Source organism: Enterobacter sp. BIGb0383 (assembly GCF_003751845.1).
Lineage (GTDB): Bacteria > Pseudomonadota > Gammaproteobacteria > Enterobacterales > Enterobacteriaceae > BIGb0383.
In genome coordinates this window covers 22,475-36,959 of record NZ_RJKQ01000001.1, presented here as the reverse complement: position 1 = coordinate 36,959, position 14,485 = coordinate 22,475, and the positions used below count along the sequence as shown (strand labels likewise).

The window sequence follows — 14,485 nt, the reverse complement described above, 5'->3', positions numbered from 1 at the left end:
ACATCAAATAGCCCCATTAGTCTGCCTCCTTACCCTTTCTCTTTTGGCGTCGGCAACCAGCCATCGACCGGCGCTACCTTCAGCTCGGTTCGGGTGCCATTCTGGTCCTGGATATACGTTGCCTCGGCAATCAGCAACTCACGCTTGTCGAAGCCGCAGGTGGGATCGCTGACGATAACGCGCTGATTAGGCTGCCAGAGCGTGCCATCGCCCTGCCGCCAGCCCTGCACCTCGTAGGTCACCGAGTCGGTCTTTGCCGCCCGCTTGCGGGCTTCAAACTCCGCCCGCTCAATACAGCTTGCGATGGTGGCCTGCCCGGTCTGGCGCAGGTGCAGCGGTCGATAGCGTGTAATAAGCGGATCCCCGGATTGTGCCCGCACGCCTGACGTGGTGGCTGCGGCGAAGTTGGTGTTGTTCCCGGCACTTTGACCGGCGACCTGGTAGCGGGAAAAACGTCCGCTGACGCTTTTTTCGGCTTTAGCAGAAAGAATGTTGTGACCCAACACCAGGGCGGTGTTTGCCACCTCCGCGCCCAGGCGGCCAATCACCATCTCCCCGAGCGGGCTGTCATAGATCAGCGCAGGCTGCTGGCCGAGCATTTTATTCAGCACCGCCAGCACGGTTTCTCCGTAGCCCGGCTGCACGCCCGGAATCGGTTTCTCCGGCGCACCCGCGTTCACCACCGCAATATTGAACGGCCCGGCCAGAGCTTCGGCAATCTGGATAAGCGAACGCCCGTTGAACTGGGTAGGCTGTGCCGAACAGTCGATCAGATCCGCCGTCAGGCTTCGCCCGCTGATGGCAACGGTGACGCTTTTCGCGTCATAGCTGACCGGCGTGGCTTCCACCCAGCCGGTCAGCACCCGTTCCTCGCCGATCAAAACCTCCACCCTGGCACCATTTTTTATGCCCGGCTCAAGAGTGCGGTTGCCCTCATCCCCCGGCCAGCTGCGGGTGATCCCGACGGTAAAGTCACGCGCCAGACGCTCGATACCGGCCCCGATACGCACCGTGGTCCATCCCCGCCACTCTTTGCCATTCACCCGCAGGGTGACGTTATCGTTCATCGCACCGGTACCCTCAGCGCACTGACGGGCACAAAGCCCGGATGGGCTACGCCGTTGCGCTGGATAATGTCGGTCTCACGCCCGGCAGCGTCATACCATGCCGCCGCCAGTACCAGGGCAGGTGTGACTTCCTCCGGAGTACGAACAACCGTTTTTTCGGTTTGCGCCAGCCGGGCGCTGATATCGATGTTCAGGCTGGATTTCAGGCGCCGCAGCGCCAGAAACACGCCGTCGTCGCTGGCACGCTTGATCTCCCTGTCCAGCGCCACATTCAGCGTATCGCGCAGATCCACCAGCGCATCCCAGGTGAGGAGTTCAGCCTGCGAATTTTGCGGTACGACCGCATTGTTGAGGGCCGGATGAGAGAGTGTCGGCCAGCCTGACGTCGGTGTCGTCGATTCCTGCGCCAGGCCCGCCGGTGCAGCCAGCGCGGTGACCGCCAGCGCTGCCTCGCTGAGCGCCGTGGTACGCAGAACGCTGGCCACCAGATTGCGCTGCTGCGTGGCGGCGCGGGTCGTGGCGCTGTCGGTTTTCCACAGACCGCGGGGAGCCAGACCATTATTCAGCGCGATCCCGGAAAGGTTTTTAATCCGGGTATGCAGTCTGCGGCTGTTGTCCGCCAGCCGATTACCGGCGTTCCACAGCTTTTTCACCCGCTCAACAAAACCCGTGCCGGATGAGGGCGGCGGCAGCAGAACGGAGATATCGCCTTTCAGCAAACGGATGACATCAAAAGCCGCCCTGTCAGCAAGCGTCACCGCAGCGGTGATCGTGTCGAGCATCTGACCGACATCATCGAGTACCTGGCCCTGAAGAAAATCCGGCATTCCCGCCAGCGAAAACCCCGCAAACAGCTGGTTCACCGCCTCATCAACCGCCGAACAGGAAGAGGTCAGAATATTGGCCGTGGCGGCATCCGCCTGGGGATAAGCCAGTTCACCCGCTTCAACAAAATGCAGGTCAAAGCGCACCATCCGTCCTTCATTGCTGGCGGTACTGACTTTGATCTGATCCGTCACGCAGACGATCATTTTCCCAAGCGTGGGATGAATTAAGGTGCCCGGCCCCGGTTTGTTCAGCGCTTCGAGTAAACGGTCACGCTGAGCAAGGCAGTCATCTCCCATCACGTAAGCCGTGATGTTGGGCCGCAACGCAATCCTGCCGAGATCTTCACTGTAAGGCTTGTCACGATTGGGAAATTCGTGGGTTTGTACGCGTCGACCAAAGCTGGCATTTTCACTCTCGATATGAAAGCTCACGCCACGGAACGACGCCGTTTCTAATCGTTCTTTCCAGACCATAAAATACTCCGGATATAAAAAAACCCGCCGAAGCGGGTCGTGAGTTGGATAAGCAACGCTCTCTAAAATGCCACTGCCTGGGCCGACTGGTTGTACAGGGTATAGCCGACATTGTGATCGACGTTAAGACCCTGGGCACGGGTATCGGTCACCCGCATTCCGGGGGGCGCATTCACGAAGTCCACCGTCAGACTACCGGTCGGACTGGATCCGGCGGTCTGCTGTATCTGGTACGGGTTAAAACCCTGATTCGCGACGCCGGTACCGTAAATCCCCGTGCCGCCCGGCGCCCATTGTTCAGCATTGAGATCGCCAACCATTTGCGCTTTCTCGCCGGTAAACCACTCAAAGATGGGGCGTAGCGTGGTCCACAGTCCCTTGAACCATTCAACGATGGGTCCCCAGTTATTAATAATCAGGCCAAGCGGCGACCAGTTAAAGACGGCCTGCATAACCTCCCAGCCGGCTTCGAAAAGGGGACTGATAAAATCCCAGACTTTTTTAAAGACGGGACCGACCGTCTCCCAGTTAGCCGCAATCAGGCCCGCCGCCATCGCAATGCCGCGCACGATCAGCCCAACAGGCGACATGCTGGCGATACTCGACATGATCCCAATCGCCACGCTGGTCGCCGTGGTCGCCATTCTGAGAACGGCGAAGCCTGCCGCGGCCCCCGCCAGCGCCTGCACCAGTCCTGGATGGGCGGTGATAAACTCCGTTACCACGCCAATCATCGGCATTAGCGCCTGGGTTCCGGCGTTAATCTGCGGCAGGAGCGCGTTACCGATGGCAATACCCATATGGGAAGCCTGGTTGCTGAGCAGCTGGAGCTGCGTGGCCGTCGTTGCCGTTTGCTGTTCCCAGACCTGCTGCATCGCACCACTGTAGCGGGTACTGTCGCTCACGATCTTCAGGTTGTTGTCCAGCAGCGCAAGGTTGTCGATCAGCGGCGTGATGGCTCCGGCCGACTCGCGACCGAACAGCGAATCCAGCGCCGATGACCGGCCCGACGCATCCAGCCCCGAAAGTGCGCCCAGCACCTGCTGGATAGTGCCAGCGGCATCCTGCTGCATTCCCGCCGCGACCGTTTTCGCCGACAGCCCCAGCGCCGTAAACTGCGCCTGCTGCCGTTTGCTGGCATCGCCGCCCGCCGTTAGCGCCTGCATAAAACTGGAGATGCCTGCGGTTGCCGCCTCCTGCTGCACACCCACGCCGACAAGCGTGGCACCCAGCGCGGCAACCTGCTCGCTCGCGCCACCGGCAAGCGGGCCAACGACACTGAGGATCCCGGCGACCTGCTGTCCGCCAGCGCCCCCGCTTGTGGAGAGTGCGGTGATTTTATCCGCCAGCGAAACCGCCTGCTCCTGAGTCAGACCAAAGGCCGAGCGCCAGTCCGACAGCATGGCCACCGACTGCTCCGCCGTCTGATCAAACGCGGTCCCCATCTTGACGGCATCTTCCGTAAACGCCGCCAGCTCGTCCCGAGCGATGCCCGCCTCACCCGCAGCCTGCACCAGCCGAGCCATATCGCCCGCCGCAACCGGCAGTCGGTCCGACAGGCTGAGAATATCTTCACCCATCTGCGCAAACTGCTGCGGCGTGTCGAAAGCGACGGCGCGCCGAAGCCCCACCATTTGCGCTTCAAAATCCATCGCCGAACGCGCCGCAGAGATAAACGCGTTATCGACGCCATTTAGCGCAAAATCGGCCATGCCGGTGGATTCGAGCTGCCCACTGATGTTTTCCAGACCCGCCTGCACCTTCGCTCTCGCCTCTTTAAATGAGGCAATAAGCGTGTCGAAACGGGAAACGCCATCCATGGCCCGTAGCATCTCGCCCATTGTCTGGTCCGGCGAGGGAAGCTGCATACTGCGGATCGTCTCAAGCGTGTTCGAGAGCGCTGGCAGTAGCTGGTTGATATCCGCAACCAGCTTAATCTGTTCAGTCGTCGCCATAGGCTAACTCCCTGTTGATCCGGTTAGCCTGCCCGGCCAGCAGTTCAAGCGCGCTGAATGGCTGGTCGAGCAGTTCAAGGGGATTGATGCGCCAGAATCTGGCGCAGTCAAAGTAGTGGTTCAGGAGCCGGACGGCGTCGAGGTCCCGAGGAAAAAACCCGCGACCACCCAGCTCACCGTATTGAGATCGACAGGCGACATCTCGTCCACGGCGCTGGGCGGAATGCCGCCCAGACGCGAGAGGTACTTGGCGATAACGCCCGCATCCAGCTTCAGTCCGCCTTCAGCATTGGCGTTATAGGGGAAACCGAGTTCGCGAACGTCTTTCCCTGTCGGCTCCCGCAGCTCCAGCACCCCGATATCATCGCCGTGCGCGCGCACCGGAACGGTTAATGGAATGGCTTTCATTACTGATAATCCCCCTCTTCGCCGCTAAATTTCAGCTTGATGGTGCCTTCAACCGCATTGTGGTTGGCTTCACCTTCCAGCCAGGCGTTTGACAGGACGTAGACCTGGCCGTTGGCCAGCTCTGCGGTGATAGTCATCTGGTCGCTGGTGGTGATTTTGCGTACCGGGAAGTCCTTCGGTACGGTGAAGGTGCCGCTAATATAAGGCGCGCGGTGCTTCTCTTTGTAGCCCACGCCTCCGGCAAGGTCGATCACCGACTCTTTGATGCGGGTGTTCATGGACACTTCAACGTCGCCGGTGAGCGACAGCTGCAGGCCGTCAATTTTGAAATAACAGGTGCCACCGATACGGGCCATTATGCGATCTCCTCTGAGTACTGAAGGCGGAATTGATTAACCACGGCAAAGACGCGCAGCTGGTTAATATAGTCAGGTGGATACAGGACGTTCAGGCGATTCGGGTCGCTGGCATCGCGCTCCACGACCAGGTACTGCTTGAACAGTTCGTAGTTTTCGACAACCCCGGCACGCTCCATCTGGCGGTAGGTTGCCAGCAGTTCGCCCTTGATCACCGCAGGCGTCACAATCGCCTGGCCCGGACCAAAGCGGGTACCGTCGTTGGCCAGCTTGTGGCGGCCATATTTGCTGGTGATCGTCGCGCGCAGCTTACGCATCACCCAGGCGCTGGTATGCAGGGTTTCGCTATCGCGGTAGCTGTTGTCCGCCACGCCCCAGGCATTTTTCTTCCAGGTGGTCACATCGCGCTGAATACGCAGAATGCCGCTTTCCACATAGGCGGTTGCCACGCCGTGGGTCAGCAGCGTCTGCTGTTCGGTCATGGTGAAACGCTTACCTTTAGGCGCAGGCAGCATTCCCACCAGCTCACCGGTTTGCGTCGGACGCGCCGGGTCGTTGCGCAGGAATACCGCCGCACGGGCGGTACGACTGGCGGCCAGTTCATCCGCCGGGGACTGGGTTTCCGGCTCGTAGCCTGCAAGAGTGATGTGCTGCTGGTTAAACAGATCCCCTGCGGCAACCAGCGCTGACAGCGTGCCGATTTGCGCGCTATACAGATGGCCGTATAGCTGACGGGCGTAGCTCCAGCGACCGCTGGTATCATTCATCTCCGTCGCCATGGCGTTGACCGAGGCGGCATCGCTGAAAGGCAGCGCAATATAGTCGAAAGGTTCATCGCCCATCGCAGCAATCGCACCGCTCAGATCCGGCGCGCCGGTACCGGCAGTTTTCACCGCAATGGCAATCTGCACGCCCGTCGGCAGGACTTCACCGCCGCCGGAGCCATAGAAGTTAAGCGTGACCGGAAGCGCATTACCGGACAGCCCTTTATGGCGAGCGGTCAGGGTAACCACGCCGTCCTGCGCTTCGGCGCTGAACGGCAGGGTCACATCCGCATTAATGGCGATAGTCAGGCTTGCCGCCACCGCCTCAGCATTATCCCCGGTGACCACGGCGGCCTGCACGCGGCTACGGCCAACGTAGAGGCTAACCGTGCCACTCTCACTCGCTTCGCCGGTGACGGTCAGGGAGACTACCGCCGCCGCACCGGCCGGTTCCGGTACGGCAATCACCCACACTTCACCGAAGGGATCGGTGGCACGGTATGCATCGACCATGCGAGCCAGCTGACTGCCCGCGCCGCAGACCTGCCGGGCATAATCCGCAGAGGGCATCAGCTCCAGGCTATTCATCGGGATAGATGCCCCGCTGGCCACATGCCCCAGAAGCAGCGACGGTGCGCTCTCCTGGGCCGTGCTGGCCGCCTCATTGTTCATTTCCGCATAAAACAGCGGCACCAGCGTGTTGCCGGGCACAGAATTAAAACTTACGCTCATTCGTCGTTACCTTCTTTTTGCTTGCTAACAGATTCCACATCGCCCGCCATCAGGCGACGCAGCCAGTAATTGTTCTCTTCAACATTTCGCCCGCTGGCGGGCAAAAGGTCGCCGTGGGCGGGGTCGGGAACCGACCGCCCTGCTACAGGTTTGACGTACATAGGTTTTCTCAGGTGGGAAAGGTGATAACACCGCGATAATCAACATTGCCGTCCGGTCGGCCATCTGCCGCTATCGGGTCAAGGTCAATCTCCAGCTGGTGAAATGTCTCCAGGGCCGCCAGTTCCTCATGCTGGCGGGTCATCTCTTCATCAATTTCTCTGTCGCAGGTAAAGTCGACCTGGTAACAGAGTCGCCCGTCTGTGACCTCCAGTAGCCGACAGCCTGCATAAACAATAATGTGGCCGTCCTTCTCCAGGCGCATCCCCAGCAAGGCTTTCCAGAGCTGCGTTTTTACCTCCTCCAGGGTATCGAATACGCCGTCATCGCCGTTTAACGCGGGTGCGGCATCCAGCAGCACCACTACGGCAAACGCGTCGGTTAGCGTCTGCCGGTAGTCGGTGATGGATTGCTGTGCGGCCGCGACCTCTTCACCCGGCACCACAAAGGCGGCGGGCAGCGTCGGAAACGCCGAAGGCGGATATTTCCATGCTGCAAGACCGCTTACGCGGCCCGAAAAAAAAGGGCACCGCTCGCGCAGCGCCCCAATAATCAGGGAGAGTTTCATGTCGGTTCCTGCTTCAGTGAGTGGAAGGCGCGCAGTTGCGTTCCCACACCCGGTTATGGGCGGCAATATCCCGCTTCGTTTGCCGATCCAGGGCCTGGATATCACCTGCCGTCAGATAAATTGGCCTGACCCAGTCGCAGGCGGTATCAACCACCGCCGGGACGCTGCCATTTTTCACGCAGCTCGCTGTCGATATCGTTATCAGACAAACGACCAAGACTTTGCTGAACATCGCTGGCTCCTTTTGTCACCTCAACCCGCCGCTGCGCTAACGCGATTGCGGCAGCCGTTTGCTCTTCGCTGCGCTGCCGCTCTGCATCCGCTTGCGCCCGGCGAGAGCCCCGAAACTGCCCCAGACTAAAGGCACCGATAACGGCCACTAACGCCGCAATAAAGCCTCCAAAAATCATTTTGAGGGTGCTCATACCAGCGCCTCCAGGGCGATCGCGTAGCGCCGCTGTCGGTCTTCCAGACCATTGCGGCCGCCGTTAATAATGCGGGTAACCTGCGCCACATCGCCGCGATGCTGCAGGCAGCCGTGGGCGACGTAAAACCAGGCGGCGGAGCAGGCAGCAACGCTCTCCTGCTCGAGCAGCTGCGGGCTGACAATCAGATCCTGCTTTAGCGCGGCTCCGCAGCGGCGATAGTTATCCAGACCGGTTATCTGGATAAGCCCCCTGCCGCGAAATTTCCAGCCGTCATCGGGCGCCTTATTCCCCAGCCGCCCGGCGTAGACAAGCCGGGCAATGGCCTCTTGTCGTGCCGGACGGCCACTGACGCGACCGAGCATATTTGCCTGATAAGGCGTGATCCGCCGCCCGAAGGTGGCCAGCAGCGCCTCCGGCGTATAGTTAAAACTCTCGACCAGCGCGCTAAACCCGGCGGACTCATGGCCGACCTGGGCGATAAACATGGCCCAATCCTCCGCGTCGGTAATGCCCCAGACCTGCATGGCGGCCGTGACGGGCATAAACCAGCGTGCAGCGGACTCATCACCGACAGCGGCCGCCCGTTGAAATTGTGTTTGATTCATCTTCGCCTCAGCATATCGACCAGCCGCGCCACGTTGCCTTTATGGCGCAGCAACAGTGCGCAGAAGATCAGGTTGCCCGCTACCAGCAGCCAGTGCGGCGAGGTGGACAGGCCAAAAAGAAAACCGAAGGGTGCGCTGGCCCAAATCAGCACCAGCAGATACGCCAGCAGGGAGATCGACGGCCGATGCCGTGCCTCTCCCCGTTGATAAAACATCAGTGTCAGCACGACCAGCGTGCAGATCAGCGCGTTGAGCAGCGCACAAAATTCATCGACTCCCATTGCCGTCGCCTCCTCTAAAGCGAGAGAACAGGCCGTTGAGATCCTGGCTGTTGAAGAATGTCAGCACCTTAATAATCAGCGCGGAGATCAGCACCGCGCCCAGCGCATCCAGCGGGCGTTCGCGATAGCCCGTCCAGTCGGCAAGCCTGGCGCCAACCAGCCCGGCCCCCAGCACGCCGACGGTAAATGAAGTAAAGAAGTAGCCAGCCAGCCGCACCCGGCTAATACTGGCCGCCGTGGCCACGTAGAAGACCGCCCCGGCAAAGGCGCCAAATACCACGCCATAGTCAAGGCCGGTCGCCAGGCCAAATAGACTGGCCCCCATCAGCCCCGCCGCCGCAACGGTGGTGCCGGAAACAGGATCGGACATTTAGCCTCCTCGCTATTTGTTGACTCCTCTTTAATAGAGGGAAATAAAAAGGCCACGCGATGCGTGGCCTGTAAAATGCAGATTGATTAATTCCCGTGTTGCGCTGGGAAAAACCATTTATCCGGATCGAGAGTGTATTCGTCATACAGAAGAAAAATATCCTGAGAGGCAATAACCAAATCAGTCAAAGGAAAAGACGAATCCGTCAGGAAAAAACCTGCAGCTTGTGCGTGTGGAGATAAAAAACCACTTTCATCAAGGACCTGCCCTGACAAACGTAATGCAATAGATGATAAATCACCTCCAGAGCGTCCAGAGTAAGGGTAGTCAAGACCATGATTTTCGGCAGCGTCGAGAATTAACATACCCTCGTCGCAGTCATAGGTTTCATTAAAAAAAGTATCTGTAATAGAGTATTTCATGATGCAATTTCCTTTTATATTAAGAATCAAAAATAAAAACTGAAAAATCACCTAACAAGGCAACCCGGAATTAATCATTGACTCTGATTCACAGCAACACAACGTAAAACGCCTCGTCAGAGCGAGGCGTTTTCGTGTTTGAGTTATCATGCCAACTCGGCATTTTTATAATTTACAGCGTATTTTGCGGACCGCGTTACTCTTTTTTATTTTTTTTCAGACAAACAAAAAAGAAGCTTTCGGGAGAGCACCGGTTAACGTCATGCTAAATAACCAGTGTAGTTACTTTACCCCACCTAATGCGGACCGCGTTAATGCTTTTTAAAATTAATTTCGCCCATAAAAAAGCCCCGCAATTGCGGGGCCGGATATTTATGTCGAGTGGCTAAATCACCACTTTGTATAGAGTACAGGTCTTTTCGCGGACCGCGTTACTGTTTTTTCTTGAGGAATTTCCCACTCCACTTCCGGGTCCATATCCAGACGTACATCGAGCATCGCCAGGCAGCCATCAATAAAGCCTTCCGCCATCTGAATTTCAATACGGACCAGTTTTTCATCCTTTTTACGCGCCCGCGCCATGCTGCGTTTAGACACCCGATACAGATAATAAGCCACCAGCAGCGCATGCTCCTCGGGTTTTTTCTGCCGCAGACGCGCCAGACAGCTCTCAATCACCAGCGCATCATCGTCGCTGCACGACAGCCGGGATTTGCTGGTCCAGGGCAGCAGCCCTTTAAAGCCAGCGGCAATCGGTGCATAGCCCAGGCCATTGCCGTCACTTGCCGCCCAGCCGCCCCAACGCTCCAGTACTTTTGCAATATCACGCATACTCTCTCTCCACTTCGTCAGTCGGCGCGGCGTTATGACCACAACCTGTAAAATGAACCGTTAGTACAGATTATACCGGAACTGAAAGTTCACGCAAGAGGGGTTATAATTGAACCTATGGTACAAGAAGAGAAAGCGCGTACAGAGTTCTCCCAAAGGCTGGCGCTGGCCTGTGACAACGCGGGGTTACCCGTACATGGCCGTCAGGCCGACATTGCGAAGCGCATGAAGCTCACGCCGAAAGCGGTAAGCAAGTGGTTCAACGGGGAGGCGATTCCACGTCGTGGCAAGCTGCAGGAACTGGCGGCCTTAATTGGCACGTCCTCATCCTGGCTGCTTGGCGATCGGATCGTCGGCGGATTTCCTGAGGGGCAAACTGACGTGAGAGAGAATGTGTATCGTGTTGAGGTTCTTGATTTAACCATTAGCGCCGGGCCGGGCGCCTATATGCTCTCCGACTATGTCGAAGTGCTGTTTGCTATCGAGTTCACCACCGAGCACGCCGTCTCGCTGTTTGGCAACCGTCCGTCACAGGATGTAAAAGTGATGACGGTCAACGGCGACAGTATGGCCACCACCGTCAACTCCGGCGACCGCCTGTTCGTCGATATTTCCATTCGCCATTTCCAGACCGACGGCGTCTACGCCTTTGTGTACGGCAAAACCTTCCACGTGAAGCGTCTGCAGATGCAGGGCACCCGACTTGCCGTGCTGTCGGATAACCCCGCCTATGAAAAATGGTATATCGACGAAAAAAATCAGGACCAGCTTTATATTATGGGTAAAGCGTTGCTCCACGAATCGGTGAAATATAACCGACTGTAGTCACGGCAACGGGCGGATTTCCGCCCGTCATTCCTGTCCTGAAGGCGTGGAGGTTAGTCATCTTTAACCGGCTGCAGCGTCAGATGGTTTTTCCCGGCTTCCACTATCCGCGGCCTGTCAGGCTCCAGCGCTTCACGTTCAAGCACCACCTGCCAGCTGTTCTTCTCCATATCGGGATGGCGAAACAGCCCGACGACGGCAATAAATTTTGCCTCCGCCTCCAGCGGCATATCGAGGCTGGTATCACCGCCCGGCTTAACCACCACATCCCGGCTGGCCAGCAGGTCATCTTTCAGCAGGGTATCGCCCTCCTTCAGAAGCTGCTGATAGACCGTTTTGTCAAACGTCTTGCGATCCTTCAGCTGATAGACGCGTATAACCACCGATTCCGAGAGCGAGCTGCTCTCCCGTGCGTCGGTGTTTAGCGCCCCACGGGCTGTGAAGTCCAGATGCAGTACCTTGATCTTCTTATAAAAGACGGCGTTAAATGCCGATTTAGTGCTATCCGTGACGCTCTGAGTCAGGCCACATCCCGTTAGAGTGAGCGCCAGCAGGGGCAGCAGCCAGCCCGTGGTTTTAATCAAACTTGTACGTAACACATCGGTTTCCTTGTTGTTGTGTAGCGCGCGGCAGACCGCTGTAATAGCCCAGGTCTGTGGTAAAAGTTGGCGGGATATCACCCGCAGACGCGTCATCATCGGCGCCCAGCACGCCGTTAATGCCGGGGCAGAATGCCTCGTCACCCAGAGGAGAGACGGCCAGCAGGCGGGTACTGACGGTCAGCTGAATTTTTGCCTTAAAGCGCCAGCCCAGATACACCCGCAGCATTACCAGAAAATCCTGATACAGCAGCCCCTCCGGTCTCCAGCCCCGGGCCTCCTGTTCATTCTCCGTTGTCAGGGCAACCAGCAACTGACTACCGGCATCCATCGCCTCATCGCCCAGAGGCGCATTGCCATCCAGCAGAAAATCCTCGTCGCCGTAAAAACCCAGAGGCTTGCGAATGTCCACCGGACGCAGACAGTAGGGGCTGACCTTCACCCGGGTGTCCGGGGCCAGGAGCCCCACCAGCGCCTGCATCCCTTCCTGCGTTTTACCCGGCTGACGTAATACCCCCAGCAGGGCCAGAAAGCGTGATACCGGCGTGGCAATATGGTTTGCCGTTCCCGGGATCCCCAGTCCGACCAGCCCAAGAAGCGACTGAGACAGCGCATCCGTGCCGCCGGGCTCGAAGGTTGCGGGCCAGGAGTATTTACGCCAGATACGGTAAAACTGCGTCAGAATGCGGTGGCTGAAAATGTCCAGGAATCCCTGTAACGCCTCATGCCCTTCCCTGCGCCGGGTGATGTCATCGAGATACGCGGTCGGCAGAGGCGAATCGACACCGTACAGGCCCATAAACGTGGTGCGAATCACCGGCGGTCGGCTCTCATCCTCTTCGTCATATTCGACTGCTTTCAGTTCTCCGGCCGGAAACCCCATTCCCGGATGCGGGCAGAAGCGCACCGGATCGTCGGCCGGATGGCTGGTGGAACCCAGCGGCGATTTTCCCGTCCGTTGTTTTTCCAGAAGCTGACAGAAGCGATAAAAATTAATCCGGGTCAGATCGGCTTCCAGCCCCGGGGTCAGCCGGGAATGCGGCGGTTGTGTTTCTCTTCCCATTCCAGGCGCTCTCCGGTCGGTTGCAGGATGATAATCAGACGGTTAAAGAGGTAAATATCGGTATAGAGCGCGAAGAAACGACTCAGCATCTCACCGAACAGGCAGATATCCCCTCTTCCGGCAAAACCGTAGCTGTCGAGCGTCACTTCAATCTGTACGCCGCGAACCAGATATCCCTGCTCGAACCGTTCTGTTTCGCTGTGCTTCACCTCCATGATGGCTTCCAGACGTCGGCGGTTAACCTCGCTATCCGTCCACTCGTACAGCGCCAGGGTTCCGCGCAGGACTTCCGCATTATCCATCATCGACAAAAAGCCGCTGCCCAGATGGCTTAATACCCGCCAGTGAAAGCGGTCTTTGTCAGGGGGATAACACGGCAGGGTCGGTGCGCAGAGGTTGCGTACGGCCAGGCGCGCCGTGGTGGTTTTCATCACCGTGTCCAGCAGGGTACTCTGCAAGGCCCGACGCGGCAGCTGGCCGTTAGTCCCGATCAGCGTCAGGGACAGATTTTCCTCTTCCGGCACCCGATGGTTATCGAAGGCTTCACCGCCAAGGATCAGCCAGGTGTTATGCAGCCCGGACGGCCCGCGGCGGACGCGGGTGTGATAGTAATATTCCGGCGCCTCGTGGCGCAGCATGCCGCCCTTATGGCGAAAGCTGGAAAACGGCACCCAGGAATGCTGACTGGCTGACGTCACCGAATCGACAGCATAAATCTCCGTGTGTCCGTCCTGGACGCGCATCGGACGCAGCAAATATTCGGTCTGCAGCGCGTCAGGCGTCAGCGGGTCTGACTCCAGCGGAAAGAGATTAATCACCGGTACACAGTTGAGCCGCAGATGCTTCCCGGTAAAGCTGAAGTCGTGCTCCCAGCGTCGGGCAAGCACCACGTCAATTTCAAACCACGGCAGTGCCGCCGGAAAATCAACGTGCTCAAGCCCACGCAGACCGGCAAACATAAACTTCTCGCGAAAGGTGAAATACTCCAGCAGGAGCTGGTAGCCGCTAAAACTGCTGCTGCCTTTCGGCCAGAGCGCATCATCGTCACCGAATCCCCCCGCGGTGAAATAGCCGTCGAAGGGACGCCTGTCCACATCGCCGGGCAGTCGCAGCCACAGCCGATCCACGTTAAGGGAAAAGGCTTCGTGCATGGCGCTGGCCAGCGGCGCATCGGCATCAAAATAGAGCGGAATATGACGCAGGTCGATGCGGGTCCAGTCGGCAAGACTGCTGCAGGCAAAGCGCAGGCTGACCACCGAGCGTCCCTCAGTGTCGGTGGTCAGCGCCACCTTTTCCAGCCGCAGCGGCAGCAGTTCGATCTCCTGGCAGGTCGTGTAGCGACAGCGTGTGCCTTTCTCCCCGATGGGTCGGGAGAGCACTTCGAAACCTTTGGCGACGGGCATCACCTCTTTCATTTCACGCCAGTCGGGAGTGAATTCGACAACCGACATCGACGGGATCGTGCGCAGATAGTGCGGCCAGATCAGGCTGACCAGCCCCTCGGTCAGCTCGGGCAGATCGTCGTCAAGCTTCTCGCGAAGCCGCCCCATCAGAAAGGCAAACCCCTCAAACAGTCTTTCGACATAGGGATCGCGCGCACCGGATTTATCAAGGTTTAACATTGCCGCCCGGTCCGGATGGGCGCGGGCAAACTCTTCACCTGCTTCCAGCAGGTAACGCATTTCAGCGTCGTAATAGCGGAGGGTTAGATCGTCCATAATTTCTTTTTCTGTTTATCCTGAGTATCCGCC

At 58.3% G+C, this 14,485-nt stretch carries 18 protein-coding genes and 1 pseudogene; 1 reads left to right on the top strand and 18 read right to left on the bottom strand.

Annotated features, from left to right (window positions below; genetic code table 11):
- Nucleotides 1-29: 29 nt before the first annotated feature.
- The 15 genes and pseudogenes from EDF81_RS00185 to EDF81_RS00115 all read right to left on the bottom strand — a co-directional run.
- The gene (locus tag EDF81_RS00185; RefSeq protein WP_123345173.1) at nt 30-1,067 is read right to left on the bottom strand and encodes a phage baseplate assembly protein; all 1,038 of its coding nucleotides are present in this window, start codon (nt 1,065-1,067) and stop codon (nt 30-32) included.
- Nucleotides 1,064-2,368, bottom strand: a complete 1,305-nt coding sequence (locus EDF81_RS00180) for a DNA circularization protein (RefSeq protein ID WP_123345171.1) — start codon at nt 2,366-2,368, stop codon at nt 1,064-1,066. Before EDF81_RS00180 ends, EDF81_RS00185 begins: the two co-directional genes overlap by 4 nt.
- Before the next feature lie 62 nt (nt 2,369-2,430).
- Nucleotides 2,431-4,323 (bottom strand): phage tail tape measure protein, encoded by a 1,893-nt coding sequence (locus tag EDF81_RS00175; protein ID WP_123345169.1) that lies wholly within the window; start codon nt 4,321-4,323, stop codon nt 2,431-2,433.
- 120 nt (nt 4,324-4,443) lie between these two features.
- Nucleotides 4,444-4,731: a phage tail assembly protein gene (locus EDF81_RS00165; RefSeq protein ID WP_123345167.1), complete on the bottom strand. Its 288-nt coding sequence runs from the start codon at nt 4,729-4,731 to the stop codon at nt 4,444-4,446.
- Entirely contained in the window at nt 4,731-5,087 is a 357-nt protein-coding gene (locus tag EDF81_RS00160; RefSeq protein WP_123345165.1) for a phage tail tube protein, read from the bottom strand. Before EDF81_RS00160 ends, EDF81_RS00165 begins: the two co-directional genes overlap by 1 nt.
- Entirely contained in the window at nt 5,087-6,583 is a 1,497-nt protein-coding gene (locus EDF81_RS00155; RefSeq protein WP_123345164.1) for a phage tail sheath subtilisin-like domain-containing protein, read from the bottom strand. The genes EDF81_RS00160 and EDF81_RS00155 overlap by 1 nt, the downstream gene beginning before the upstream one ends.
- Nucleotides 6,580-6,744, bottom strand: coding sequence for a DUF2635 domain-containing protein (locus tag EDF81_RS00150; protein WP_123345162.1), 165 nt, complete (start codon nt 6,742-6,744; stop codon nt 6,580-6,582). The genes EDF81_RS00155 and EDF81_RS00150 overlap by 4 nt, the downstream gene beginning before the upstream one ends.
- Before the next feature lie 8 nt (nt 6,745-6,752).
- A complete protein-coding gene (locus EDF81_RS00145; RefSeq protein WP_123345160.1) occupies nt 6,753-7,310 on the bottom strand; it encodes a hypothetical protein in 558 nt (185 codons plus the stop codon).
- A gap of 13 nt (nt 7,311-7,323) precedes the next feature.
- Nucleotides 7,324-7,488 carry a hypothetical protein gene (locus tag EDF81_RS23985; RefSeq protein WP_184999488.1) on the bottom strand — a complete coding sequence of 55 codons (165 nt, stop codon included), beginning with the start codon at nt 7,486-7,488 and terminating at the stop codon, nt 7,324-7,326.
- Nucleotides 7,457-7,735, bottom strand: a complete 279-nt coding sequence (locus tag EDF81_RS00140; protein ID WP_123345158.1) for a hypothetical protein — start codon at nt 7,733-7,735, stop codon at nt 7,457-7,459. Before EDF81_RS00140 ends, EDF81_RS23985 begins: the two co-directional genes overlap by 32 nt.
- Nucleotides 7,732-8,343: a glycoside hydrolase family 19 protein gene (locus EDF81_RS00135; RefSeq protein WP_123345156.1), complete on the bottom strand. Its 612-nt coding sequence runs from the start codon at nt 8,341-8,343 to the stop codon at nt 7,732-7,734. The genes EDF81_RS00140 and EDF81_RS00135 overlap by 4 nt, the downstream gene beginning before the upstream one ends.
- On the bottom strand, nt 8,340-8,624 hold the full coding sequence (locus EDF81_RS00130) for a phage holin family protein (RefSeq protein ID WP_123345155.1): 285 nt from the start codon (nt 8,622-8,624) through the stop codon (nt 8,340-8,342). Before EDF81_RS00130 ends, EDF81_RS00135 begins: the two co-directional genes overlap by 4 nt.
- A complete protein-coding gene (locus EDF81_RS00125) occupies nt 8,611-8,994 on the bottom strand; it encodes a phage holin family protein (RefSeq protein WP_123345153.1) in 384 nt (127 codons plus the stop codon). Before EDF81_RS00125 ends, EDF81_RS00130 begins: the two co-directional genes overlap by 14 nt.
- 86 nt (nt 8,995-9,080) lie before the next feature.
- On the bottom strand, nt 9,081-9,416 hold the full coding sequence (locus EDF81_RS00120; RefSeq protein WP_184999434.1) for a ferredoxin: 336 nt from the start codon (nt 9,414-9,416) through the stop codon (nt 9,081-9,083).
- Between the two features lie 471 nt (nt 9,417-9,887).
- A pseudogene (locus tag EDF81_RS00115) lies at nt 9,888-10,247 on the bottom strand (antiterminator Q family protein); the annotation flags it as partial.
- 117 nt (nt 10,248-10,364) lie between these two features.
- Between EDF81_RS00115 and EDF81_RS00110 the strand changes: the two are divergent.
- Nucleotides 10,365-11,072, top strand: coding sequence for a S24 family peptidase (locus tag EDF81_RS00110; RefSeq protein WP_184999433.1), 708 nt, complete (start codon nt 10,365-10,367; stop codon nt 11,070-11,072).
- Between the two features lie 53 nt (nt 11,073-11,125).
- Here EDF81_RS00110 and tssJ read toward each other — a convergent pair whose 3' ends face one another.
- Genes tssJ through tssF form a run of 3 tightly spaced genes read right to left on the bottom strand, consistent with a single transcriptional unit; the run spans nt 11,126 to nt 14,452 of the window.
- The gene (gene tssJ, locus EDF81_RS00105; protein ID WP_123345149.1) at nt 11,126-11,671 is read right to left on the bottom strand and encodes a type VI secretion system lipoprotein TssJ; all 546 of its coding nucleotides are present in this window, start codon (nt 11,669-11,671) and stop codon (nt 11,126-11,128) included.
- A complete protein-coding gene (gene tssG, locus EDF81_RS00100; protein ID WP_123345147.1) occupies nt 11,649-12,734 on the bottom strand; it encodes a type VI secretion system baseplate subunit TssG in 1,086 nt (361 codons plus the stop codon). Before tssG ends, tssJ begins: the two co-directional genes overlap by 23 nt.
- A complete protein-coding gene (gene tssF / locus EDF81_RS00095; RefSeq protein ID WP_123345145.1) occupies nt 12,698-14,452 on the bottom strand; it encodes a type VI secretion system baseplate subunit TssF in 1,755 nt (584 codons plus the stop codon). The genes tssG and tssF overlap by 37 nt, the downstream gene beginning before the upstream one ends.
- Nucleotides 14,453-14,485 lie beyond the last annotated feature (33 nt).